Below are 23,634 nucleotides of genomic sequence, written 5' to 3' on the forward strand. Positions count from 1 at the left end.
CGGAAGTCAGGGTGAGGCGGGAGAACGACGACACAGCCCTGACGCGAGCCTGCAGAGGTCTACATGCAGGCGTGCGAAGAGGACGGTTCGGGTCACGAGCGCCAATGATACGTCCCCCCAACACGTGTGCTACGTCAGGGGCTGCTTACGCGACTGCTGGTTCCCCGACTCGTACAGGCGTCCGGCGCGCATCGCTGCGGAGCCGTACAACTCTGGAACGGTCACGAAGGTGTAACCCTTCCCGCTGAGTTCTTTCAGGATGCCCGGAATCGCGTCGATCGACTCGGGGTTGGTGTCGTGCATCAGGATGATCGCGCCCGGATGGGCCTTGCGCACGACGCGCTCGGTGATCTCCGACGCCGTCGCGCCGGGCTCGTCCCTGGAGTTCACGTCCCAGCCGACCAGCGACAGTCCCAGGTCGCGGGCGACGTCGCGCACGTCCTTGCTGATCGCGCCGTACGGCGGGCGGGCCAGCGTGGGCTCCTGCGCGATCGCCGCCCGGACGGCGTCGTCGGTACGCCGGAAGGAGTCGGCGATCTTGCTGGTCGCCTGCTTCGACAGGTCCCGGTGCGACCAGGAGTGGTTGCCGACCAGGTGGCCTTCCGCGCTCATCCGGCGCAGCAGGCCCGGCTGCGCGACGGCGTTCGTCCCGACGGTGAAGAAGGTGGCCCGCGCCTTGCCGGCGGCCAGCAGGTCGAGCAGCCGCCCGGTCCGCGGCCCCGGCCCGTCGTCGAACGTCAGCGCCACGCACTTGGTCCTGGCGCAGTTCACGCTCCCGGCCCGGTTGCTGGACGCCTCGGGGCTCGCCGCCGGCGCAGTCTTCGGCGTCGTCGCCGGCCCGGCCGGAGGGGCGCTGCGGGCGGCCTCCCGCACGCTCTCCTGGGCCCGGCGTCCCAGCTCGGACAGCAGCGGCGCGACCCGTCCCGCCTGGACGGCCACCGCGACCCGGCCGAGCGAGCACGGCCCGATCTGGCAGTCGTCGAACTCGACCACCAGGTCGCCGCTCCGGTTGAAGGCCATGGAGTCGAACTGGCCGGGGTCGGCCCGCACGCCGTCCCGCTCGACCTGCGGCCCGCGTCCCTTGAGCTGCTCCTTGACCAGCACCGCGAGCCGGTCCAGCGCCTGCGGCCCGCCCAGCAGCGCCGTGGACCCGCCCGCCTTGCCGGTACGCGGGTCGAACCAGAAGGTACGGGTGGAGTTGCCCCAGCTCGCGCCCAGGAACTCGCCGGTGCGCAGCCGAACCGCGACGGCCTCCGGGGAACGGGCGGCGAGCTGCCAGTCCACGTTCAGCTCGGGACGCGGGTAGTCGCCGTTGACGCTCTTGGCGGCCCGGAAGTCCCGCAGCTGCCGCTCGGCGTCCGCGCGCAGCGCGCGGTTCAGGCCCGGCGCGTCGGTCAGTTCGGGGTAGCTGATGTGCACGTATCTGCTGTGGTCGTCGTCCTCGTTGATGATGGTCGCGGTGGACAGGCCGACGACTGTCGCGGGGTCGACGAAGTCGATCGCGGTCGGCTCTGCCGGGACCAGCACGTCCCGCTCGGGTGCGGCGGCGGCCAGCCCGCAGCCCCCGGCCGAGAGGGCCAGCAGAGCGATTCCAGCAAAGAATCGCGTTTGGTGCATGTCTGTCAGGGTATGTGGGGGATCTTACCTTTTGCCCCGTCTTGGGGTTATGGGGTCTGAGGTTTGACTGGGTTACGATCACGTCATGGAGGGCTACTTCGGGTCCTACGTGCTGGTCGCCGCGCTGTTCGCGATCGGTGTCGCCATCGTCGCCGGGGCTCTCATGGCCAACCGGCTCCTGCGGCCCACCAGGCCGACCCCCGAGAAGCTGACCACTTACGAATGCGGCGTCGACCCCGTCGGCGACGGCTGGGCGCAGTCGCAGGTCCGCTACTACGTCTTCACCTACCTCTACGTCGTCTTCGCCGTCGACGCCGTCTTCCTCTTCCCGTGGGCCACGATCTTCGACGCGCCCGGCTACGGGGTGACGACGCTGGTGGAGATGTTCGTGTTCCTCGGCTTCATCGCCCTCGGCATCCTGTACGCCTGGCGCAAACGCGTCCTCAGCTGGACGTAGATCACTCTTGACGTTCTTGTGCCGCCTCGGCACATTTGTCTGCCGTGTCGAGCACCGGCAAGGGATGGGTGGCACGCCGGCAGGCGGCCGTCGTCCACGGCCTCCACCGTGACGTGATGCGAGCCGCCCGCGAGAATGACGCCGCCCGGGCGGGCGGATCGGCCGGGGCCGCGCGGGCGGCCGGTTACGCGCTCGCCGCGCTGGTCCATCTGCTCCCGTTCGCCTTCCTCGCGCTCGGCGGCTACCTGGTGACCAGGTTCACCATCCTCAGCGTGCCGTTCGGGGTGATCGCGCTCGACGTCGCCTGGTTGCTGCGTCCCCGCGTCATGCGCGTCCCGGGAGGAGCCGAGACCCTCACCCGGCAGAACGCCCCCCGCCTGTACGAGCTGATCGACCGGATCGGCGCGGAGGTCGGCGCGCCGCGCACCGACCTCGTCGTGCTCAGCGGCGCCGCCAACGCCGCGTTCACCACGTACGGCTGGCGCCGACGCCGCCTGGTGGAGATCGGTTACCCCCTCTGGATGCTGCTGACCCCGGCAGAACGCGTGTCGGTGATCGCCCACGAGATGGCCCACTCGCGCAACGGCGACGCCAGGCACGGGCTCGCCGTGGGCGGCGCGCTGTACTCGCTGAGCGAGCTGCGGGAGGTGACCCGGTTCTGCTGGCAGCCGGGCGACGGCCTGTCCCGGCTGGCCGCCGAATGCCTGCTCGCGGTCGTCGGGCTGCCGGTGCGAGGGCTCATCGTCGTCCTGGAGCTGCTGGTCCACCGGTCGTCGCAGCGGGCCGAGTACCGGGCCGACGCCATCCAGGCCCGCGTGGGGGGGACCGAGGCGGCGCTCTCCTTGATGGACGCCCTGAGCACCCGGGTGGTGCCCGCCGACCATTTCCTGATGACGCAGACCCTTGCGGTGGGCCGGCAGGACCTGTGGGCGGAACTGCGGGACCACGTCGCCGGCCTTTCGGAGGCGGAGATCGAACGCCTGCGCGTGGCGGCCGGGCTGGACGAACTACGGGTGGACAGGACGCACCCGCCCACGCACCTGCGGAAGGAGCATCTGGCGGCGCTGCCGTACGCGGAGGCGCGGGTGCGGGCGGCGGCCATGGAGGAGATCGAGGAGGAGCTGGCGCTGCCGGCCGAACGCGTGGCGCGCGGCCTCAAGGAAGACGCCCAGTCGGCTCTGTACCACTGAGGAAGCCGCCGGGCGCCGCGGGCGTGTCCTTTGCCTGACCTGCGATTCGCGCAAGAATGGGCGACATGGCAGCAACGGATCTCCCGATGCCCACCGTCGGACCTGTCTCCAGGCTCGCGCCCAAACCCATGCGGTTCGTGCTCAACTGGGGGCGGCGCTATTCGCTGTGGGTGTTCAACTTCGGGCTGGCCTGCTGCGCCATCGAGTTCATCGCGACCTCCATGAGCAGGCACGACTTCATCCGGTTCGGGGTCATCCCGTTCGCCAACGGCCCCCGTCAGGCCGACCTGATGATCGTCTCCGGCACGGTCACCGACAAGATGGCCCCCGCCGTGAAGCGCCTCTACGAGCAGATGCCCGATCCCAAGTACGTGATCTCGTTCGGCGCCTGCTCCAACACCGGCGGTCCCTACTGGGACTCCTACTGCGTCACCAACGGCGTCGACCAGATCATCCCCGTCGACGTCTACGTGCCCGGCTGCCCTCCCCGTCCCGAGGCGCTGCTCTACGGGATCATGAAGCTCCAGGAGAAGATCGCGGGGGAGAAGCTGAGCGACCGCTACGTCTGGTCCCGCTCCCACGGCTCCGAGGACCAGGCGTGAACGCCGCCGTCGCCGCCCGTTTCGGCGAGCGCGCCCAGATCAGCGAGTCCTACGGCGAGACCACGGTCGACGTCGCCCCCGCCGACTGGATCGAGCTGCTGACCTTCGCGCGCGACGACCTCGGCCACGCCTTCTTCGACTGGCTGACCGGCGTGGACGAGCCGCCCGACGCCTTCGTCGTCGTCGCCCACGTCTACAACCTGGACGCCCGCGAGCGGCTGCTGCTGCGCACCCGGGTGCCGCGCGCCGACCCGCGCCTGCCGTCCGCCGTCGGCGTCTACCGGGGGGCGAACTGGTACGAGCGCGAGACGTACGAGATGTTCGGGGTGATCTTCGAGGAGCACCCGTACCTGGTGCCGCTGCTCCTGCCCGACGGCTTCGAGGGCCATCCGCTGCGCAAGGACTTCGTGCTGGCCGCCCGCGTGGCCAAGCCGTGGCCGGGCGCCAAGGAGCCGGGCGAGTCAGGGCACGGCGCCCCGAGCCGCCGCAAGACGCTTCCGCCCGGAGTACCGGCCGATTGGGGTCCGCCTGATGCTTGAAGTGGTGCTGAGCTTCGTCGTCATCCTCGTCGTGTTCCTGGTGCTGCCGCTGATCGTCGGCCAGACCGAGCACAAGGTCATGGCCCACATGCAGTCGAGGCTCGGCCCCATGTACGCCGGCGGCTTCCACGGCTGGGCGCAGCTCATCGCCGACGGCGTGAAGTTCATGCAGAAGGAGGACGTCATCCCGGCCGCGGCCGACCGCCGCGTCTTCATGATCGCGCCGGGCGTGGCGCTGGTCCCGTACCTGGTCGTCCTGATCGTCATTCCGCTCGATCGCGGCCTGGTCGCCGTCGACCTCGATCTCGGGCTGTTCTTCGTGCTCGCCGTCATGGGCGTCGGGGTGCTCGGCGCGATCATGGCGGGGTGGGCGTCGGCCAACAAGTATTCGGTGCTCGGCGGCATGCGGGCGGCCGCCCAGCTCATGTCGTACGAGCTGCCGCTGGTGCTGGCGGCCTCGTCCGTGGCGATGGCGGCGGGCACGCTGTCGATGCCCGGCATCGTCGAGGCGTGGCAGTGGTGGTGGCTGCCCTGGCAGGCGATCGGCGGAGTGGTGTTCTTCGTGGCGGGGCTGGCCGAGCTGCGCCGTCCGCCGTTCGACATGCCGATCGCCGAGTCCGAGATCATCATGGGCCCGATGACCGAGTACACCGGCATGCGGTTCGCCCTGTTCATGCTCTCCGAGTACGCCGGGATCGTCGTCCTGTCCCTTCTGACCACCGTGCTCTTCCTGGGCGGCTGGCACGGGCCGTTCCTGCCCGGCTGGATCTGGACCCTGATCAAGGTCTTCGCGCTGGCGTTCGTGGTGATCTGGCTGCGCGTCACCTATCCGCGGCTGCGTGAGGACCAGCTCCAGAAGCTCGCCTGGGCCGGACTGGTGCCGCTGGCGCTCGTGCAGCTCGCGCTCACCGGAGTGGTGAAGGTCCTCATCTGAGTTTCGCGCCGGCGGAAACTTTATGACGCCCTTATCCGTCGTACCCGGCATAGGGGGCCCCGGATGAAGGGGACAATTCGTGAACGCGCAAATCCTGCCCGTCGCGGGCGCGATGAAAGGCGCCCGCTGCCCGAAAGTCAGTCTCACCTCCGACGGCCGCACCTTGACCGTCACCGACGTAGCCAGGGGCCGTTCCACGACCCTGTCGCCCGCGTCGCTCTATCGTTACGACTATTCGACAGACGGTTCCGGGAAGAGGTCGCGGTTCCTGAAAGGGGTCGCCGCCCTCGACCCCGACGGGCTCGTCCTGCTGGACCTGCCTGGCGGCTGGCACCCACCCCAGCTGCGGGACTTCGCCGCCAAGGCCGGCATCCCGCTCCGGGACGGCCGGGACGACAGCTCCGAGCGGGCGCGCCGGATCCTGGCCGCCCGCGCCCCCGGCTGGGAACGCATCCGCGGAGTCCCGGCGCCGCGGACGGCCCGATGGAACCTGGCGCTGGGGGTGTGCGCGGGAATCGCCGGGCTGGCGTTGATGGTGTATCTGGGGGTCACCGGAATGTGGGTCGCCTGGCGCGGCTTCTCGGCCTTCGGACGTTTTCTGATGGAACTGATCGAGGCCAAATGGCTGATGGTGGCTTTCAGTCCCGCGTTGCTCGTCGTACGGCCCGTGCTGGGCGGGGTGCACCGGTGGCAGGAGAGGCGTGGTCTTGTCGTGGGGCCGCCCGGAGGGCCGTGTCTGCGGATGAAGTCGTCCCGGACGTTGTCGGTGTACCGCCGTTCGGGGGTCATCACCGAACTTCCGGTCGAACCGGGCAGCAGTCTCCTCCGATACCGTCACGACGACCTGTGCGGCGTCTTCCTCCTCGACCCCGCGGGGAACCCCCTGCTCCACCTGCCCGGCCGCTGGCCCCCGGCCTCTCTCCACCGCTTCACCGAACGCCACGGGCTGGGGCTGGCGATGCACCGGGTCTCCCGCGAGGAATACCTGACCCTCACCACCCGCTCCCGCCAAGCCTTCCCCTGACCCTCACCACCCGCTCCCGCCAAGCCTTCCCCTGACCCTCACCACCCGCTCCCGCCAAGCCTTCCCCTGACCCCCTCCTCATCGGGCCGCCCTCCACGAACCCCTCGACCGGATCGTGAGGGGTGCCCTACTCCATCTCCCGTCCTGTCCCCTTGGGTAGGGGGTGCCCGCTTTCGTCGTACGGCGCTTGGTGGTGGGGCGACTCGCTTCGGGCCCTCCCGATCCGGCTGGCACGGACCGCCCACGGACGGTCACCGGTGGACGAAGCGGTAAGCGGTGGGCGAAGCGGTAAGCGGTGGTCATCCGCCTGCGGTCGGTTGTTCGGTGGTCGCGGCATATGCCGGGGCGGTGGTCAGTGGACGATCGCGACCATCACGTCCGAAGCCGACGGGCGTTCCTGGGGGCGCTTGTTCAGGCATGCCCCCACCACGCCGCGCAAGGCGGGCGGCAACGGCGACAGGTCCGGGTGGACCGTGAGCACCCGGTTGAAGACGGCCGGCACGGTGTCCTCGCCGAACGCCGGACGCCCGGTGGCCGCGAACATCATCGTCACCGCCCAGCTGAACACGTCGGACGCCGGCCCCACAGGCTCCCCGGTCAGCTGCTCAGGCGACATGTACGGCGGCGTCCCCACCATCTTCCCGGACGTCATGGTCATCCGGTCGAGCGCCCGGGCGATCCCGAAGTCGATCACCCGCGGCCCGTCGTGCCCGATCAGGACGTTGCTCGGCTTGAAGTCACGATGCACCACCCCGGCCTTGTGGATGGCCGCCAGCGCTCCGGCTGTGGATAACGCGAGCCGCGTCAGGCCGTCCTCGTCGCGGGGCCCGTGGCGCCGTACGAGTTGCTCCAGCGACGGCCCCTCCACGTATTCCGAGACGATGTACGCGTGCTGTCCGTTGATGTTCACATCGAGCACCCGGGCTGTGGAGAACGTGGCGACCCGCCGAGCCGCGTCCACCTCCCGCGCGAACCGGGTGCGGGCGGTCTCGTCGACCAGGTCGTGCAGCACCTTGACCGCCACCCGCGCCCCGTTGGGCGCCATGGCCAGGTAGACGGCACCCTGCCCGCCGCGCCCGAGCTGGTGCAGCACCCGGTAGTGCCCGATCCACTCCGGCTGCCCGCGATGCTGCTGATGGGTGGGGGCCGTGGTCCGTTGATGCAGGTCGGCGGGCCGATGCCGCGGCGTGGGCGTCTGGGCGGGCGCGTGCATGGGCGCCTGCGTGCGCACGGGGGCCTGCGCGTGCACCGGCGGCCGGTGCCGCGCCCGCGCCATCGCCGGCACCAGGACGGCCGAATGGGCGATCCCGCCGATCCAGGCGATCACGAACCCGAACGAGATCAGAGTGGACATCGGCTCGGGGATGTTGTCGAAGTCGTCGTACAGCATGATGGCGATGACGAACGAGCCGATCAGGACCAGGTAGACGCAGGCCCCGATGGCCTGCCAGGTGCTCCGCAGCCAGAATGCCGCGAACCCGATCGTGAACGGGGTCGCCAGCCCGCACGAGATCAGGGCCAGGCTGGCCCACCCGATGGCGGCCGCCCACGCCCCGCTGCTGGGACGGACCGGATGGCTGTACGGCATGGCCGAGAGACTATCGCCATGCAGTCGTTCATATCGGACAGTCACCCAGCCTGTGGATAACTTCCACCGAACCTGTGGATGGCTGTGGAAAAACTGGGGACAACGGTCTTGGCTCATTCACCTCCGCCGCCAAGTACGTCATGATGTTGAACCATGGCGCGGATACCGGGAGTCGGACTGGCGAAAGGGCTGTCCATCACTCTTCGCCACATGCTGCGCAAATCCGTCACCCAGCAGTATCCCGAGGTCAAGCCGGCTCTTCCGCCGCGCAGTCGAGGCGTTATCGCCCTCGTTGAGGAAAATTGCACCTCTTGCATGCTCTGTGCCCGAGAGTGCCCCGACTGGTGCATCTACATCGACTCCCACAAGGAGACGATCCCGGCACCGGAGGGCGGGCGTCCCCGTCAGCGCAACGTGCTCGACCGGTTCGCCATCGACTTCGCGCTGTGCATGTACTGCGGCATCTGCATCGAGGTCTGTCCCTTCGACGCGCTCTTCTGGTCTCCGGAGTTCGAGTACGCCGAGGGTGACATCCGGAACCTTCTTCACGAGAAGGACAAGCTGGCGTCCTGGACCCAGACCGTCCCGCCGCCGCCCGCCCACGATCCCGGCGCCGAACCGCCCAAGGAGCTCACGGCGGCCCCTCGCCGTCCCGCGGCCCGTACCGGAACCACCCGCCCCGGAGCAGCGCCTGAAGCACCCGGCCCCGCCGGAGCCGCCCGCCGTGCCCCGCGAGAGCGGGAGGGCGCCGCGGGCGAAGCAGCGTCAACGACCCCCCAGGGAACGGGCGCAGCGCGACCGGGCCCCGACTCCGAGGCCGGCGCCACATCCCCGCCCGGCCCCGACTCCGCCGTGAGCGCAGCCCCTGACGCCGGCTCCGCCGTGAGCGCAGCCCCTGACGCCGGCTCCGCCGTGAGCGCAACCCCCGGCGCCGAAGCAGCGCGCCGTCCCGAAGGCGGGGAAGCCGTCCCTGGCCCCGAGGGGGCCGCAGCAGGTGACGCCGGACAGGCCGGCGCAACTCCGCCTGCTGGGCGCACCGACGCGGGCCCGTCGGCGGGAGGCGTCGAAGCGCGCGCCGGTGCCGCCCGGGAAGAGCGAGCAGGTGAGAAGGCCGGCTCCGCGGAAGCTCCTGAAGCCGCGCCCGGCGAAGGCCCTGCCACGCCTCCGCCCCCTGCGGGCCGCCGCGAGCGTACGCGCAGGCCCATGTCCAACGTACGAGGCATCCGTCCTCCGGGCGCTCTCCCGCCAAGCCCGCAAGCGGCCGAACCGTCCGCCGATGCACAGGACAAAGAGCCGGAAGACACTCGCCCGTCCGACACAACAACCCCGAAACCGTCAACAGCGGCAAGCCCGTCAGACGTGACGGAAGGCGACGTTCGCCCCGCGGGGGAGGGCGACGTTCCCCCCGCGGCGGAGGGCGAAGTTCCCCCCGCGGCGGAGGGCGACGCGCCGCGCGCCCATGACGGCGACGCCGCAGCTCCGGCGGGCGAGGAGCCGAACCGCCCGCCCGACCAGGACGCCCCGGCCTCGGACGAGCACCCGCCGCGAACGCCTTCATCCACAGGCGAGCCGCCCTCGAACGGGTTTTCCACAGGCGCGGGTGAACCGTCTCCGGAACCCGGTCCGGACGAGCAGACTTCTTCCGCGAGCCCCCGCAGGCGCCGGATGGCGGACCCGAGGTCCATCCGACCGCCGGGGCGGCTCGGCCCTGACGACACAGAGGAGTCCGAGGAGGAGTCGTGACCGAGGCGGTGCCCTCCTACCTGTCACCCACCGGGCAAGAGATCGTCTTCTTGCTGCTGGGAGCGGTAGCGGTTGGATCGGCGCTGCTCGTCGTCACGACCCGGCAACTCGTCCACGCCGCCCTGTGGCTCGTGGTCTCCTTCGGCGCGCTCGCGGGCGGTTACCTGGTGCTGACCGCCGAGTTCGTGGCCTGGGTCCAGGTGCTCATCTACGTGGGCGCGGTGGTGGTCCTGATGCTGTTCGGCATCATGCTCACCCGTGCCCCGATCGGCCGTTCCGCCGACCTCGACAGCGGCAACCGGCCGGTGGCCGCCCTGGTGGCGGTGGCGACCGCCGCGGTCCTGGTCACGGTCGTGATCGACGGATTCCGCACGGCGTACACCCCGCTCACACCGGGCCAGGGGGCGGCGAAGGAGCTGGGCGCCAGCGTCTTCGCCACCTGGGTGCTGCCGTTCGAGGCGCTGTCCGTGCTGCTGCTCGCCGCATTGATCGGAGCCATCGTGCTGTCCCGTACGGACATTCCCGGCTCGCCGCCCGATCAGACCGGGGGTCACTAGTGCACATCGTCTACCCGGCGGTCGTCTCCGCGCTGTTGTTCTCCGTGGGCGTCTACGGCGTGCTCGCCAGGCGCAACACGATCCTCGTGCTCATGTCGGTCGAGCTGATGCTCAACGCCGTCAACCTCAACCTGGTGGCGTTCGACGTGTGGCTGCGCGACCGGCTGCACAGCGGTCAGGTGCTCACCCTCTTCGTCATCGTCATCGCCGCCGCCGAGGTCGGCCTCGGCCTGGCGATCGTCCTGGCCCTCTACCGCAACCGCCGGACCGTCGACCTCGACCACCTCCGCGACCTGTCCGAGCCTCCCGACGAACGCCCTGACCTGGTCCCGGCCGCCACCCCCTCCGGCCACGCCGCCGACACCACCCCGCCCTCTCTCAACGACCACCATCCGGCCTCGCCGACCGGCCCAGGCCAGCCCCACCCGGACGACCGCCGCGCCCGGCGAGGGGGCGAGCTGTGACGACGTTCCCGCTGCTGGCCGTGTTGCTGCCCGCCATCGCCGCCGCCACCGGCCTGCTGCTCTCCCGCTGGCCGCACGCCCGCCCCGCTGCCCAGGAACAGCCACCGGCCGGAGCGCGGCTCGCGGCGGCCGAGAAGACCGCCGGCGAACGCGCCAACCGCCGAGCCGCCTGGATCGCCGTCGTCCCGACCGCGGTGTCGGCCGTGCTGGCTCTCTGGCTGGCCTGGGGGCCGGGCTTCACGTTCCTCGAAGGCGGCGCCCCCTCGGCGCCCGTGGGCCGCGCGTACGGCTCGATCGTCACCGGCGGCGTCCCGATCTCGCTGACCCTGCTGGCCGACGACCTGTCGGCCCTCCTCGGCGTCCTGGTGACGCTGGTGGCGCTGGCCGTGCAGATCTACTCGGTCGGCTACCTCAAAGACGATCCCCGCTACCCCTCCTACAGCGCGTTCATCAGCCTGTTCACCAGTGCCATGCTCCTGGTGGTCTACGCGGGCGACCTCCTGGTCCTCTACGTGGGCTGGGAGATCATGGGCCTGTGCTCCTACCTTCTCATCGGCCACTGGTGGGAAGACCGGGGCAATTCGCGCGCGGCGGTCAAGGCGTTCCTCGTCACCCGGCTCGGCGACGTCGGCTTCCTGTTCGGCATCTTCGTCCTCGGCACGGCGGCGGGCAGCTTCCGCGTCGCCGACGTGCTGGCGAAGGTGCCCGACATGTCCGCGGCCACCCTGACGACGGCCACCATGCTGCTGCTGTGCGGCGTCGCAGGCAAGAGCGCCCAGGTGCCGCTGCACACCTGGCTCCCGGACGCCATGGCCGGCCCGACCCCGATCAGCGCGCTGATCCACGCCGCCACCATGGTCGCCGCCGGCATCTTCATCGTGGCCAGGCTCTTTCCCGCCTTCCTCGCCGCCCGTCCCACGCTCGACGTCCTGGCCGTCATCGCCGCGATCGGCATGCTGGGCGCCGCACTGGCCGCGTTCGCCCAGGACGACCTGAAACGGGTGCTCGCCTACTCCACGGTCAGCCAGCTCGCCTACATGGCCGGCGGCCTAGCCGCGGGCTCCGATCGGGCGGCGATCTTCCACCTGGTGACCCACGGGGCGTTCAAGGCGCTGCTGTTCCTGTGCGCGGGAGTGGTGATCCACCACGTCGGCTCCAACCTGATGGCCCAGATGGGCGGGTTGCGCCGCGAGCTGCCGGTCACGTTCGTGACGATGACGGTGGGGTTCGCCGCTCTGATGGGCCTGCCACCGGCCAGCGGCTTCTTCAGCAAGGACGGCGTCCTGGCGGCCATGGACGGCGCTCTGGCCGGCGGCGGCCTGACGGACGCCGCCGCCCTGCTCCTGTACGGCTGCGCCCTCGCGACCGTCGCCGTCACCGGCGCGTACGCCACCAGAGCCTGGCTCCGCACGTTCTTCGGGCCACCGCGCGTGGTGGCGCTCCCCGAGCCCGAGCCCGGCACGGCCCACGTCGTCGACGTCACCGAGGCCCCCAAGACCATGCTCGTGCCCGTGGTGCTCCTCGCGGTCCCCGCTCTGCTGCTGGGCTTCGCGGGGCAGCCGCACGTCGAGCTGGCGGTGGCCGTGATCAGCATCGTGCTCGCGCTGCTCGGCGCGGGCGTCGTCTACGCCGTCTGGCGCGGCGATCCTGTCACCGACCCGGCCCGCCTGCTGGGCCCGCTACGGGTGCCCTGCGAGCGCGCCTTCTACGTCGACGACGTCTACGCGGCGCTGTTCGTCCGCCCGATCACGGCCCTGGCCCGGCTGGTCGTCAGAACGGACGACGTGGTCGTCGACGGCGCGGTCCGTGGGTCGGGCCGCACCGCCCGCGGCCTGTCCGGATGGCTGCGCCTGGCCCAGAACGGCAACGTGCAGCTCTATGTCAGCGGCGTTCTCGCCGGCGTGATCCTGATCGCGGTGGGGGCGGTGATGCTCACATGACGGGCTGGCTGTCGGTCGCACTGCTCGCCGTGCCCCTGCTCGGCGCGCTCGTGCTCCTCCTCGCCCCCGGCGCGCTCCGCCCGGTCCTGCGCACGTACGGCCTGATCCTCTCGGGGGTCACGCTGGCACTGGCCCTGGTCATGGCGGCCACGTTCGACCATGGGCGGCCGACGAGCCTGCAGTTCGCGGTCGACCAGCCGTGGATCCCCGGCCTGGGGCTCCGCTTCCATCTGGGCGTCGACGGCATCTCCCTGCCGCTGATCGTGCTCACCGCGCTGCTGACGTTCCTCTGCTTCGGCTACCTGTCCTGGGGCCGGCCCCGCACGCCGAGCCGGTTCCTGGGGAACAGGCCGAGGGCGCTGGTGTTCACGCTGCTGGTGCTCGAAGTCGGCATGATCGGCACGTTCCTCGCCCTCGACCTGCTGCTCTTCTTCGTCTTCTTCGAGATCGTGCTGATCCCGATGTACTTCCTGATCGGCATCTGGGGCGGCGCCGGGCGCCGGGCGGCGTCGGTCAAGTTCATCCTGTACACGCTGCTCGGCTCGGTCGTGATGCTCCTCGGCCTGCTGCTCGTCTGGGCGCGGACCGGCACGCTCGACATTGCCGAGCTGGCCGCCGCTCACGGCGCAGGAATGTCCAGGTCCGTGCAGATCCTGGCGTTCGTGGCGATCGGTGTGGGCCTGGCCGTCAAGACGCCGATGTGGCCCCTGCACACCTGGCTGCCCGACGCCCACACCGAGGCCCCGACCGTCGGCTCGGTGCTGCTGGCCGGAGTGCTGCTGAAGATGGGCACGTACGGTTTCGCCAGGATCGCCATCCCCGTCCTCCCCGAGGGGGCAGCCGCCGTGGCGCCGTGGCTGGGGGCGTTCGCCGTGGCCGGCATCGTCTACGGCGCCCTGGCCTGCCTGGCCCAGCGTGACCTCAAACGCATGATCGCCTACTCGTCCGTGGGCCACATGGGCTTCGTCCTGCTCGGCTTCGCCACCCTGACCCCGGTCGGCGTCAACGGCGCCCTGTTCGCGAACGTCGCCCATGGCCTGATCACCGGCCTGCTGTTCTTCCTCGCCGGTGGGATCAAGGACCGCTACCACACGGCCGACATGCCGAGCCTCGGCGGCGGCCTGCTGGCCACGATGCCGCGACTGGGATCGGTGCTCACGTTCGCCGCGATCGCCTCGCTCGGGCTGCCCGGCCTGGCCGGGTTCTGGGGGGAGATGCTGGCGCTGCTGGGGTCGTTCCAGCCGGCGAGCGGCCTGCCACGTGCGCTCTTCCGCACGTACATGGTGATCGGCGGCCTGGGAGCGGTCCTGACGGCCGCGTACTTCGTGCTCATGCTGTCCCGCGTCACCCACGGCCGTCCGTCGGGAGCCGCGCGGCGGCGGCAGACCCCACCGGAGGGGGAGACTCCGGACGAACGTCCCGTTGTGCCTCTCGGCTCGGAGGAGACGCTCGCGGGGCAACCGGCGACCGCGACCCTCGAAGTCGGCCACGCCACGCAGCGCATCGACGACCTCCGGTCCTACGAAGTGGCCGCGTGGACCCCGCTGGTGGTCCTGATCGTGCTCTTCGGGCTCTGGCCAGGTCTCCTGCTCTCACTCACCACGCCGGTGGCGCAGACCCTGCTGGGAGCCCTGCCATGACTCAGCAGATCGACTACTTCGTGATCGCGCCGCCGCTGGCGTTGGCGGTGGTGGCCGGGCTCGTGCTGCTGCTCGACGTGTTCCTGCCCGCCTCGACGCGTACCCGCACCGCGCTCGGGCTGGTGACCCTGGCGGGGGTCGTCGTGGCCCTCGGGTTCGTGATCGCGCAGGCCGCAGGCGGCACGTCCCGGGCGACGTTCTGCGTGCCGCCGGACCTAGCGACCGGGGGAGCGGGCACGCTCTGCTCGTTCGTCGCCGACCGGTTCACGACGGTCTTCGCCGGGCTGGTGCTCGTCGCGGCCCTGGTGGTCGTGCTGATGTCGATGACGGAGCTGGCCGGGGGCGGCATCCCGGCCGGTGAGTGGTACTTCCTGCTGCTGTGCACCCTCGTCGGCGCGGTCACCCTGCCCGCCTCCCGCGACCTGATCATGCTCGTGGTGGCGCTCGAACTGGTCTCGCTGCCGGTGTTCGCCCTCACCGCGCTCAAACGCTACGACGGCCGCGCCTCCGAGGCCGCGGTCAAGCTCTTCGTCGTGTCGGTCGTGTCCACGGCCGTCATGCTGTTCGGCGTCTCCCTTCTGTACGGCGTCTCCGGGGCGGTCCACCTGTCCCGCGTGGCGGCCGTCCTGGGCGGCCGGATCCCGGCGCCGGGGGCGGCGGGCACGCACTCCACGGCCCTGGAGACGGCCCACGGGCTGCCCGCGGTCGTCACGGTGGGCGTCGTCCTCGTGGCGGCCGGGTTCGCGTTCAAGATCGCCGCCGTGCCGTTCCACTCCTGGGCGGCGGACGTCTACCAGGGCGCGCCCGTCCCGGTGGCGGCCCTGCTCTCGGTCATCTCCAAGGCGGCCGGGTTCGCGGGGCTCATCCTGGTCCTGGTCGCCGGGCTGGCCGGCCAGTCGTCCACCTGGGGGCCGGTGATCGCGGTCATCTCGGCGCTGACCATGACCGTGGGCAACCTGCTCGCCATGCGTCAGCGGTCGGCCGTCCGCATGCTGGCCTGGTCCTCGGTCGCCCAGTCCGGCTACATCCTGGCCCCGTTGGCGATCGCCGCCACGGCGGCCCCGTCCCAGGCTCCGTCCCAGGCCGCGACCGGCACATCCGTCGCGTACCTGGTCATCTACGCGGCCATGAACCTCGGGGCCTTCGCCGTCGTCATGCTCGTCTCCAGGGCCGCCCCGCGCAACGAGCTCGACGACTATCGCGGCCTGGTCCTCCGCAGCCCGGCGGCCGGCATCGCGCTGGCCTTCTGCCTGGTCTGCCTGGCAGGGCTGCCGCCAGGGCTGGCCGGCCTCTTCGCCAAGGTCTTCGTGTTCCGGACGATCGTCGAGGGCGGCCTCGGCTGGCTCGCGCTGGTCATGGCCGTCAACACCGTGATCGGCCTCTATTACTACGCCGCCTGGGCGGCCCGGCTCTTCGCCCCTCCCGGGGAGACGCGCCTGCGTGGCTCGTCCCCATCGGCGTGGCTCGCTGTCGCCCTGGCCCTGGCCGTGGCGATCCTCTTCTCGGTCGCTCCGCAGCTCGTGCTGGACATGACGTCCTTATCGGCCACGAGCTGACCGTAGGCCGGTCATGACACCGGTTGTCATGCGGGCAGCCGGCCGCACCCCGCTCTCTTCCCCGGCGGACACGGGGTAAGTCGCGCTCCGCCCGCAGCTGAGCACGCCGGGGAACGATAGACCGGGTCGTCGTCGTTGGACGAGGTGAAACCCGGACCACGAAGGGGGGAGACCTTGCACCACAACGGTCTGCGTACCGCCATCCTCCTGGGAGGTCTGTCCGCGTTCATCATCGTGATGGGCGCGTGGCTGGGGGGTGGCACCGGCCTGCAGATCGCGCTCGTGCTGGCCCTGCTGAGCAACGGCGTCGCCTACTTCTTCTCCGACCGCATCGCGCTGTCGGCCATGCGGGCCAGGCCGGTCAGCGAGGTGGAGCACCCCACGCTCTACCGGATCGTCCGCGAGCTCTCCACCGAGGCGCGCCAGCCGATGCCGCGGCTGTACATCTCCCCGACGGTCCAGCCCAACGCCTTCGCGACCGGCCGCAGCCCGCGGAAGGCCGCCGTGTGCGTCACGTACGGCCTGACCCAGCTGCTCGACGAGTCCGAGCTGCGCGGCGTGATCGGGCACGAGCTGTCCCACGTGTACAACCGGGACATCCTCGTCTCCTCCGTGGCCGGTGCGCTGGCCACGATGATCACCTGGCTCAGCTACGTCGCCGTCTTCTTCGGCGGTTCCGACGACGACGAGGGGCCCGGGTTCGTGGGCGCGCTGCTGATGATGATCCTCGGGCCCGTGGCGGCCGGGATGGTCCAGATGGCGATCTCCCGCACCAGAGAGTTCCAGGCCGACGAGTCGGGCGCGCGGCTCACGGGCGACCCGCTGGCCCTGGCCTCGGCCCTTCGCAAGATCGAGATGGGTGCGCGCAGGCTGCCGCTTCCCGAGAACAGCCGCCTCACGTCGGCGTCCCACATGATGATCGCGAACCCGTTCAGCGGATCCGGCTTCGGCCGCCTCTTCTCGACGCATCCGCCCACGTCGGAGCGGGTGGCGAGGCTGGAGCGCATGGCCGGCTACCGCCGCTGACTTTCCGGCCAGGACGAAGTGCGGGGGACGCGTCCGTGGCGAATGCGCCAGGACCTCCGAAATCGATCGAGAGCCCCGAACGGGGCTCACCCGTCATCTTGCCCTTCGGGCGGTCCTGCTGCAGCGATCAGGGCCTTCCGGCGACGTCAGGGCTACCCCGGCTCTCCGGCCGCAGCGATCCTCCTCAGGATGGCCGGCAGGTCCTCCGGGAAGAAGGTCTCCTCGGTGTTCTCGAGCTCCTCCGCGCTCCACCACCGATGCCCCGTCGTCGTCTCCTTCTCGATCTGCTCCATGTGCTCGAACGACACGGCGGTGTCGTGCACCCGGATCGCGAAGAAGGTCTGGTCCTGCGTGATCGCATAATCGGACCAGCAGAACTCGATCGTGCTCGTCCCGTACGGCCCGGTGAACTCCGCCACCTCCCGCCGGATCCCGACCTCCTCGTACAGCTCGCGCGCGGCGGCCTGCCGAAGCTCCTCCCCGGCCTCCGCCGCGCCCCCGATGGTGAACCAGAACGGCTTGTCCGGCAGTTGCGGATCAAAGCCGTGCAGCAGCAGCACTCGGTCTTTCGCATCAAGGGGCAGGACGCGTGCCGTGAAGCGGCGCAGGGGGATCTTCGTCACGATTGTCGAGCCTACGATGCCGGATTCGCCCGTTCCACCGTGAATGCAGGCCCGAGGCACAAGAAGGCGCGTACGCCGCCATGTGCCCCGGATGCCGACCTGTTAGCGGTAGTTCACGAATTGCAGAGCGATGTCGAGATCCTTGCCCTTGAGCAGAGAAATGACGTCCTGCAGATCGTCCTTCTTCTTCGAGCTAACCCGCAGCTCCTCGCCCTGGATCTGCGCCTTGATGCCCTTGGGCCCCTCGTCGCGGATCAGCTTGGAGATCTTCTTGGCGTTCTCCTGGTCGATGCCCTCCTTGAGGGTGACCAGCATGCGGTATTCCTTGCCCGACAGCCTGGGCTCGCCCGCGTCGAGGATCTTCAGCGAGAGCCCGCGCTTGACCACCTTGTCCTTGAACGCGTCGAGTGCGGCATTGGCGCGCTCCTCGCTGTTCGCCTTGATCTCGATGTTGTCACCGGTCCAGCTGATGCTCGCCCCGGTGCCCTTGAAGTCGAAGCGGTGCCCGATCTCCTTGGCCGTCTGGTTCAGCGCGTTGTCGACCTCCTGGCGGTCGATCTTGCTGACGATATCGAAAGATGAATCGGCCAAAACACCCATCCTCTCGGCTGTGAAAGCGTTATTAGGGATCCCGCCTCTCCGCCGTACGCGAAACCGCTCCGTCGTACGCCGAATGCGCGGACCCAGCGAACGAGCCTAGCCAGCATCGGCGCGCCGTGCAGTCCACGTGGGCGCGAGGCGGCTTGATGCCGGGCTCTTGGCGACGGATCATGCCTGTGGACCCACATTTCGCAGTTTCCGATCGTATTGGTAGGGATCATGCGAGTCATCGGAGCCGGCTTCGGCCGTACCGGAACCTTGTCCACGAAGACCGCGCTGGAACGTCTGGGCTTCGGCCCATGTCACCACATGACGGAGGTGCTCCAGAATCCCGTCCACATCCGACGCTGGCTGGACCTCGCCGAAGGCCGTCCGGTCACCTGGGAAACCCTCATGTCGGGGTACGACTCCTGCGTCGACTGGCCGGCCGCCGCGTACTGGCGCGAACTCGCCCACCACTACACCGACGCCAAGGTCATCCTCACCGTCCGCGACCCGGAACGCTGGCTGGCCAGCATGAACGCCACCATCTTCAAACAGTCGGCCCGCGCCCGCACCTGGTCGGGCCGGACGATGGCCACGCTCTCCCGCCTCCTCGACACGGACTTCGCGGCATTCATCCGGATGACCCGGCTGGTCGTGAGCGAGCGCGTCTTCGGCGGCGGCACCCCCGACACCGAACTCGCCCTCAAGATCTTCACCGAACACGTGGAGGAGGTCAAAGCCACCATCCCCCAGGATCGCCTGCTGGTGTTCGAAGTCGCCCAGGGCTGGCAGCCGCTGTGCGACTTCCTCGGCGTGCCCGTCCCGGACGAACCCTTCCCCAGAACCAACGACGCGGCAGGCTTCGACCAGCACGCACGCGGGATGGGACGCCTGCTGTTCCGGCGCAGCCGGTGACCACGATCCGGCTGGGGACAAACTGGTGTCACGTACACCTCGGAAGTCCGCTATTCTTCTGTCTGTCGCCGCGAGAGCGGATGGCACGGCAGGTTGCCCGAGTGGCCAAAGGGAGCGGTCTGTAAAACCGTCGGCTCAGCCTACGCAAGTTCGAACCTTGCACCTGCCACACCAGCGGGAAGAGGCCCGTCACCAGCGGAAACGCGGTGACGGGCCTCTCGCGTTGTGTCCGGCCGTCCACGGCTGACACCGGCGCTCTACGGTTGATCGTTCCCTATACGTTCCCTAACGATCAAAGTCGGCAGGACATGATCGAGCTTGAGCGGCAGGCTGCTCGTCCGACGAAAAAGAGGCCGGCATCCCTCAGCGCTCGGAGGCTCTCAAGTGCCTGGCGACGGCAAGGCTTCGGTAGCGTCGGCATGGCCACCTCCAGCCCAGCGCCCTGTAATCAGCCACAGTTCGTAGTGGTTCAGCCATTCAGCAGTCCACGGCAGGATTGTCTTGGCCAGCAGCATGTCGTGGCTCCACTGCCCCGGGTAGTACAGGCACAATTCGTCCTTGGGGTAGACGTGAGGCAGCGCCCTTGCGTCGGGGTGGAGCGCAAGTGGGGGATCCACCACGGTGACGCACGGCCTGCGACCGTGCCGATACACCAACCGAATTGTGTAGGTGCGGCTGGCTGGCGTCGGCTGTAGCTGGACGATGCAACTGAGTTCGCCGCGATGAACGCTGCCGCGAGCGTCAGGAAGCACGGCCACGATCCCGGCAAGCTGTTGGGCGAGGTTAATCGCGCGAATCGGCGGCATGCTGGCCGAAGAATCCATGGCCGCGCACACGGGGGCCGGCGGCGGCCGTCGTAAGTCGGCCGGTCGGGGCCATGTGCAGGTTACCGGCCTCCCGTAGCTCGCGCTGCCGCTCGCCCATGCGTTCAAAGGACCGCATGATGGGCTCGGGGGCGAAGCCCTCCGACATCCGCTTGGCCACGATGTCCAAGCCCTTGTTCTCCATGCGGATGAGGTCGTGCAGCACGGACGAGATGTCACTGTGCCATCGGAAGAAAGCCTCGCGCCGCTCGGGGTACTCGTTCCACTTGTCCGTGAAGTTTTCCTTCTTGTGCGCGGGATTGGGCACCCACCACTCGCCGTCACGGTTCTCGATGGAGTCCCGCATGCGGCTGAGGACGTTTGAGGTGGCGGTGAACAGATCGCGTTCGCCCTCGTATGCCTGGGCGGCAAGCGTGGTGATCAGGATAGACGGGGGACGGTTGTCCGGGTTGTTGGCGAAGCGCAGCATGGTGTGCCACTTGAGGATCTGGACGACGCGCTGGAGCGGGGTGCGGATCTCCCACTCGGGAACGTCGGCCACGTTCACGTGTCGCTTCGTGGCGGCCTCGATGCGATAGGACGTTAGCTCCGAACGGTCCTTGAACCACTCGGCGTAACCAATCGGATTGCTGCGCTGCCACTGGGGGAGCACCTTGTCAGTGAGCAAGATGCCAGTGGGCGGGCGTTCGACGTCGGGAATGGTCGGCAGGACGTCCAGATGGAAGCCTTCGCCGGAGTAGTCGAGGGTCCAGCAGCGGCGGCGTTCATCGATGCCCTTCGGCCCGTCCGCCGCGCCCTGCTGCTTCTTCCACTGCATGAACGCGAACAGTTCGTCACCGATGAGCTCCTTGAGCTTGGCCTGGGTGGTGCTCTCCTTGGCGACCGGCAATCGGCACACCAGGTCGATGTCGTACTCGCCACGTGGGGTGTGTGGCCGCACGACGGTGCCGAGAAGGAACGAGCCCTGCGGGTAGATCCGCCAATCTGACTTGCCGCGCTCAGCTAGCCAGGTACCCACATCCTCGTAGCACCTCACGGCGAGCCGGTAGAGGTAGGGAGCGATGTCGAGGGTCTCGACGGCGCCATCGAGCAGGTCCGACAGCATCTCCTCCAAGGTGTCCAAGATCAGTCCTTCCGCGCTGGGTAGTAGGGGACGAACGGCTCCGCGTCGTGGTCGGCGAAACAGCGGGTGAAGCTCGGGGAGGCGCTGCGGCTCTCATGGCCGGCTAGCCCGATCAGGGCGTCAGCGTCTACCTTGTCCAGGGCGATGGCGCCGGTGGGGACCGTGGGGTTGAGCCGTAGGACGTGCTCTTTGCCGATGAAATGTCGCAGTTGTTTGGTCGCGCTCTCACTCTGCGCGCGCATCAGCACCTCCACGGCATCGCTGGCCCACGGCAGCAGGCCGCCGCGGTCTAGACGACGGCTTCGGTTGCGCATGTCCGTGGTGGTGCCGAGGCTGAACACCCGGATGGCGCTCAAGGGGAGGCCGAGCGGACCGATCGCCTCCGTGAGAGCAACCATGGAGGGGTTGTTCGCCCAGATGCCGCCATCGACCAGGCGGGCACCGTCCAACGGCATGCCAGGTAGGTAGGTCGGGGCGGCCGAGGTGGCCAGGGCGACATCGACAGCGCGCTCGCGCCAGTCGCGTTTCAATGTGGGCAGGTGCGGGGTGCGGAACAGGTAGACGTCGTTGGCCCCGATGTTGTACGAGGTGATCACCAGACGCTTGGTGCTCTCGCCGAAGGTGCGGTCGCCGAACACATCGGTGAGCGCGGCACGCAGCGGGGCCACGGGGTACTTAGCGCGCACGAGGTGCCGTAGGCCCCGAAGATGAGTGCGATCGCGAAAGATGCGGGGCCCGTGCTGGGTGTAGAACTCGAGCACCTGGCGCGGCGACAGTCCCAGCCCCAGGCCGAGGGCGATGATGCCGCCGGTGGAGGTGCCGGCGATCAAGTCGAAGTGGTCGACGATGTGGACGTCGAGATCTTCTTCGAGTCGCGCCAGGACTGCGGCGGAGAACATTCCCCGCAGGCCTCCGCCGTCCAGGGACAGGATCTGAAATCGATCAGGCACCTACCACCGCCCAACGACGCGCGACCATGGACCGCTCCCTTCGATGCACCCGAACTGTTGATCGTACTTAATATCACAACACAAGTTTCCGTGTGGGTTTCTACACTGAAGGGGTAACGATGTGTCGCGCCTTCGCGGAGCACTACACCCTGTCAGCCAAAATGTGGAGGGCAAGATCGGGCTAGGAGGATCATGAGTACGTTGGCGTTCGAACGAACGCGTCTTCGAGTCGCCCGAGAGTTGGCCAGGCTCAGCCAGGCACAGTTGGCCGCTGAAGTGGGTCTCTCCCCGGCGGCGATCAGCCAGTTCGAGAGTGGCGCTGCCCGGCCGAGCCCAGAAACGATCACTGCCTTCAGTGTGGCCTTGACTGTGCCGATCGGCTTCCTCCATCAACCGATCTCTGAAACCCACGAGGGATTTTTTCGATCATTGCGCCGTACAGCAGTGGCGGACCGCCGCCGCGCCAGAGCCATCGCGCACGTCGCACACGACGTGGCTGGCCATGCTGCTGCAGCGGGGAGATTCGCGCTAGCTGATGTGCCAGAGATGCGAACCTCTGGACTCAGCGCTGCCGTCGATGAGATAGAGAAGATCGCGGGACTGGTTCGCTCCCAGTGGGGCCTGGGGTCTGGGCCTGTCAACAATGTTGTTGAGCTCCTTGAAGATCACGGTGTGGCCATCATCCGCCTCCCGCTCGACAGTGCCGACGTTGACGCCTTCTCGCTGCCATTCCCGGATCACCCCGTCGTGGTGCTCAGTACGGACAAGAACGATCGTGCTAGATCGCGTTTCGACGCCGCTCACGAACTTGCGCACTTGGTTCTCCACGGTGAGCAAATCTGGGGGATCAAGGAGGTCGAAACCCAAGCACACCAATTTGCGGCCGCATTTCTCATGCCAGCAGATGAGATACGCCACCACTTGCCGACCAAGGTCGATTGGCCTCGGCTGTTTGAACTGAAGCGCTATTGGCAAGTCTCCCTGGCCGCTCTTCTTATGCGGGCACGCACGCTCGGTCGCATGAGCGAGAACACCTATCTCACCGCAATCAAGGCGGCCTCGGCGCGAGGGTGGCGGCGGATCGAACCCGTACCGCTCGGCATGCCTGAGCAGCCGCGGCGCCTTCTAGATTTTTTGGCATCGCCAGCGAGTCACTCTGTTCGGAGCCTTCTGCCTCACGATACGTTGGCCAACATTACAGTGGCGACAGGTGTTTGACTCTCAGCGATGGCCTTGATGGACGCTCAAAAGCGGAGTTTGTTAGCTCGTTGAGTGAGAGGCAGAGAACCTTTGCGTTGTGCGGATGTAGGTCTCTATCGACCTTGGACGTTCATCTGATCGAGGCCTGTTTTAGCTGCAGCCACGAGCTCAGCTGTGAAACATGAGGGGTTGTCGTTGATCAAATGAAAGATCACCCCCATTCCGACATCGTCAGACGGGTGGGTCTTCGCAGTCAGCTTGTCTGCGATTTTGCGTACATCGTCACAAGGGTTCGCTGTCGGGATGGCCTCAGCCCCGAAATCGATGTCAGCGGTAGCGCGGCCTATAAAGAAGGCCAGCATTAGAAGAAACGCCATCAGAAGAACCCAGTGGAAGTTGGAAACCAGCCAGGCGTCCTTGCCTGCATCTGGTGGATGCGCCTCGGGACTGGGAGGAACTTCCGTCTCTTCCGCCACGACTCTATGACGTCGCTGGTGGACGACAGGTCTACACGGTGTCCGGATGTGGACACCAGGA

Annotated in this window: 23 protein-coding genes, 1 tRNA gene and 1 pseudogene; 16 read left to right on the top strand and 9 right to left on the bottom strand. The window is 68.7% G+C overall.

The annotated features are described in order from the left end of the window. Positions 1-6 precede the first annotated feature (6 nt). The gene (locus ACIBQ6_RS21220; RefSeq protein WP_352322479.1) at positions 7-96 is read right to left on the bottom strand and encodes a putative leader peptide; all 90 of its coding nucleotides are present in this window, start codon (positions 94-96) and stop codon (positions 7-9) included. Between the two features lie 33 nt (positions 97-129). After that, positions 130-1,617, bottom strand: a complete 1,488-nt coding sequence (locus ACIBQ6_RS21225; RefSeq protein WP_397213749.1) for a polysaccharide deacetylase family protein — start codon at positions 1,615-1,617, stop codon at positions 130-132. Between the two features lie 85 nt (positions 1,618-1,702). Between ACIBQ6_RS21225 and ACIBQ6_RS21230 the strand changes: the two genes are divergently transcribed. The 6 genes from ACIBQ6_RS21230 (at position 1,703) to ACIBQ6_RS21255 (ending at position 6,363) form a co-directional block, all read left to right on the top strand. Then, entirely contained in the window at positions 1,703-2,074 is a 372-nt protein-coding gene (locus tag ACIBQ6_RS21230) for an NADH-quinone oxidoreductase subunit A (RefSeq protein WP_358290019.1), read from the top strand. 44 nt (positions 2,075-2,118) lie between these two features. Continuing rightward, positions 2,119-3,264 carry a M48 family metallopeptidase gene (locus ACIBQ6_RS21235; RefSeq protein ID WP_397213751.1) on the top strand — a complete coding sequence of 382 codons (1,146 nt, stop codon included), beginning with the start codon at positions 2,119-2,121 and terminating at the stop codon, positions 3,262-3,264. A gap of 86 nt (positions 3,265-3,350) precedes the next feature. Next, a complete protein-coding gene (locus tag ACIBQ6_RS21240; protein WP_387652039.1) occupies positions 3,351-3,866 on the top strand; it encodes an NADH-quinone oxidoreductase subunit B in 516 nt (171 codons plus the stop codon). Continuing rightward, positions 3,863-4,405, top strand: coding sequence for an NADH-quinone oxidoreductase subunit C (locus tag ACIBQ6_RS21245; RefSeq protein ID WP_397213753.1), 543 nt, complete (start codon positions 3,863-3,865; stop codon positions 4,403-4,405). Before ACIBQ6_RS21240 ends, ACIBQ6_RS21245 begins: the two co-directional genes overlap by 4 nt. Next, positions 4,398-5,339 (top strand): NADH-quinone oxidoreductase subunit NuoH, encoded by a 942-nt coding sequence (gene nuoH, locus ACIBQ6_RS21250; RefSeq protein WP_358290014.1) that lies wholly within the window; start codon positions 4,398-4,400, stop codon positions 5,337-5,339. Before ACIBQ6_RS21245 ends, nuoH begins: the two co-directional genes overlap by 8 nt. 79 nt (positions 5,340-5,418) lie before the next feature. Further along, positions 5,419-6,363, top strand: a complete 945-nt coding sequence (locus tag ACIBQ6_RS21255; protein ID WP_397213755.1) for a hypothetical protein — start codon at positions 5,419-5,421, stop codon at positions 6,361-6,363. Positions 6,364-6,715: 352 nt separating this feature from the next. Here ACIBQ6_RS21255 and ACIBQ6_RS21260 read toward each other — a convergent pair whose 3' ends face one another. Next, positions 6,716-7,951, bottom strand: a complete 1,236-nt coding sequence (locus ACIBQ6_RS21260; RefSeq protein ID WP_358290010.1) for a serine/threonine-protein kinase — start codon at positions 7,949-7,951, stop codon at positions 6,716-6,718. Between the two features lie 315 nt (positions 7,952-8,266). Here ACIBQ6_RS21260 and ACIBQ6_RS21265 point away from each other — a divergent pair, with 315 nt between their 5' ends. The 7 genes and pseudogenes from ACIBQ6_RS21265 (at position 8,267) to htpX (ending at position 16,877) form a co-directional block, all read left to right on the top strand. Beyond that, positions 8,267-9,694: a 4Fe-4S binding protein gene (locus ACIBQ6_RS21265; RefSeq protein WP_397214244.1), complete on the top strand. Its 1,428-nt coding sequence runs from the start codon at positions 8,267-8,269 to the stop codon at positions 9,692-9,694. Beyond that, positions 9,691-10,251 carry an NADH-quinone oxidoreductase subunit J gene (locus ACIBQ6_RS21270; protein WP_352322488.1) on the top strand — a complete coding sequence of 187 codons (561 nt, stop codon included), beginning with the start codon at positions 9,691-9,693 and terminating at the stop codon, positions 10,249-10,251. Before ACIBQ6_RS21265 ends, ACIBQ6_RS21270 begins: the two co-directional genes overlap by 4 nt. Further along, positions 10,251-10,553, top strand: a pseudogene (gene nuoK / locus ACIBQ6_RS21275) (NADH-quinone oxidoreductase subunit NuoK); the annotation flags it as partial. The gene ACIBQ6_RS21270 and the pseudogene nuoK, both read left to right, overlap by 1 nt. Positions 10,554-10,711: 158 nt before the next feature. Then, positions 10,712-12,655: an NADH-quinone oxidoreductase subunit L gene (locus tag ACIBQ6_RS21280; protein WP_397213757.1), complete on the top strand. Its 1,944-nt coding sequence runs from the start codon at positions 10,712-10,714 to the stop codon at positions 12,653-12,655. Continuing rightward, positions 12,652-14,295, top strand: coding sequence for a NuoM family protein (locus ACIBQ6_RS21285; RefSeq protein ID WP_397213759.1), 1,644 nt, complete (start codon positions 12,652-12,654; stop codon positions 14,293-14,295). Before ACIBQ6_RS21280 ends, ACIBQ6_RS21285 begins: the two co-directional genes overlap by 4 nt. Further along, positions 14,292-15,851 carry an NADH-quinone oxidoreductase subunit N gene (locus ACIBQ6_RS21290; RefSeq protein WP_397213761.1) on the top strand — a complete coding sequence of 520 codons (1,560 nt, stop codon included), beginning with the start codon at positions 14,292-14,294 and terminating at the stop codon, positions 15,849-15,851. Before ACIBQ6_RS21285 ends, ACIBQ6_RS21290 begins: the two co-directional genes overlap by 4 nt. Positions 15,852-16,025: 174 nt before the next feature. Then, on the top strand, positions 16,026-16,877 hold the full coding sequence (gene htpX / locus ACIBQ6_RS21295) for a zinc metalloprotease HtpX (RefSeq protein WP_358289996.1): 852 nt from the start codon (positions 16,026-16,028) through the stop codon (positions 16,875-16,877). A 152-nt stretch (positions 16,878-17,029) separates the two neighbouring features. Here htpX and ACIBQ6_RS21300 read toward each other — a convergent pair whose 3' ends face one another. Together ACIBQ6_RS21300 and ACIBQ6_RS21305 are read right to left on the bottom strand one after the other, a co-directional pair. Beyond that, positions 17,030-17,500, bottom strand: a complete 471-nt coding sequence (locus tag ACIBQ6_RS21300; protein ID WP_397154442.1) for an NUDIX hydrolase — start codon at positions 17,498-17,500, stop codon at positions 17,030-17,032. 102 nt (positions 17,501-17,602) lie between these two features. Next, the gene (locus ACIBQ6_RS21305) at positions 17,603-18,100 is read right to left on the bottom strand and encodes a YajQ family cyclic di-GMP-binding protein (RefSeq protein ID WP_352322494.1); all 498 of its coding nucleotides are present in this window, start codon (positions 18,098-18,100) and stop codon (positions 17,603-17,605) included. A gap of 219 nt (positions 18,101-18,319) precedes the next feature. On the opposite strand from ACIBQ6_RS21305, the gene ACIBQ6_RS21310 reads away from it, so the two are divergent. Together ACIBQ6_RS21310 and ACIBQ6_RS21315 are read left to right on the top strand one after the other, a co-directional pair. After that, positions 18,320-19,000 carry a sulfotransferase family protein gene (locus tag ACIBQ6_RS21310; RefSeq protein ID WP_358289990.1) on the top strand — a complete coding sequence of 227 codons (681 nt, stop codon included), beginning with the start codon at positions 18,320-18,322 and terminating at the stop codon, positions 18,998-19,000. A gap of 87 nt (positions 19,001-19,087) precedes the next feature. Continuing rightward, a tRNA-Tyr gene (locus ACIBQ6_RS21315) sits at positions 19,088-19,169 on the top strand. Positions 19,170-19,380: 211 nt separating this feature from the next. Here the strand turns inward: ACIBQ6_RS21315 and ACIBQ6_RS21320 are convergent. Genes ACIBQ6_RS21320 through ACIBQ6_RS21330 form a run of 3 tightly spaced genes read right to left on the bottom strand, consistent with a single transcriptional unit; the run spans position 19,381 to position 21,897 of the window. Beyond that, the gene (locus tag ACIBQ6_RS21320; protein WP_397213763.1) at positions 19,381-19,806 is read right to left on the bottom strand and encodes a hypothetical protein; all 426 of its coding nucleotides are present in this window, start codon (positions 19,804-19,806) and stop codon (positions 19,381-19,383) included. Next, on the bottom strand, positions 19,784-20,947 hold the full coding sequence (locus ACIBQ6_RS21325) for a cyclic GMP-AMP synthase DncV-like nucleotidyltransferase (RefSeq protein ID WP_397213765.1): 1,164 nt from the start codon (positions 20,945-20,947) through the stop codon (positions 19,784-19,786). The genes ACIBQ6_RS21320 and ACIBQ6_RS21325 overlap by 23 nt, the downstream gene beginning before the upstream one ends. Positions 20,948-20,949: 2 nt before the next feature. Next, positions 20,950-21,897, bottom strand: a complete 948-nt coding sequence (locus tag ACIBQ6_RS21330; RefSeq protein ID WP_397213767.1) for a CBASS cGAMP-activated phospholipase — start codon at positions 21,895-21,897, stop codon at positions 20,950-20,952. A gap of 192 nt (positions 21,898-22,089) precedes the next feature. Between ACIBQ6_RS21330 and ACIBQ6_RS21335 the strand changes: the two genes are divergently transcribed. Then, positions 22,090-23,115 carry a helix-turn-helix domain-containing protein gene (locus ACIBQ6_RS21335; RefSeq protein WP_397213770.1) on the top strand — a complete coding sequence of 342 codons (1,026 nt, stop codon included), beginning with the start codon at positions 22,090-22,092 and terminating at the stop codon, positions 23,113-23,115. A 95-nt stretch (positions 23,116-23,210) separates the two neighbouring features. Here the strand turns inward: ACIBQ6_RS21335 and ACIBQ6_RS21340 are convergent, their stop codons facing one another. Continuing rightward, on the bottom strand, positions 23,211-23,573 hold the full coding sequence (locus ACIBQ6_RS21340; protein WP_397213772.1) for a hypothetical protein: 363 nt from the start codon (positions 23,571-23,573) through the stop codon (positions 23,211-23,213). Positions 23,574-23,634: the final 61 nt, after the last annotated feature.

Origin of the sequence: Nonomuraea sp. NPDC049655 (genome assembly GCF_044465465.1) — a bacterium.
Lineage (GTDB): Bacteria > Actinomycetota > Actinomycetes > Streptosporangiales > Streptosporangiaceae > Nonomuraea.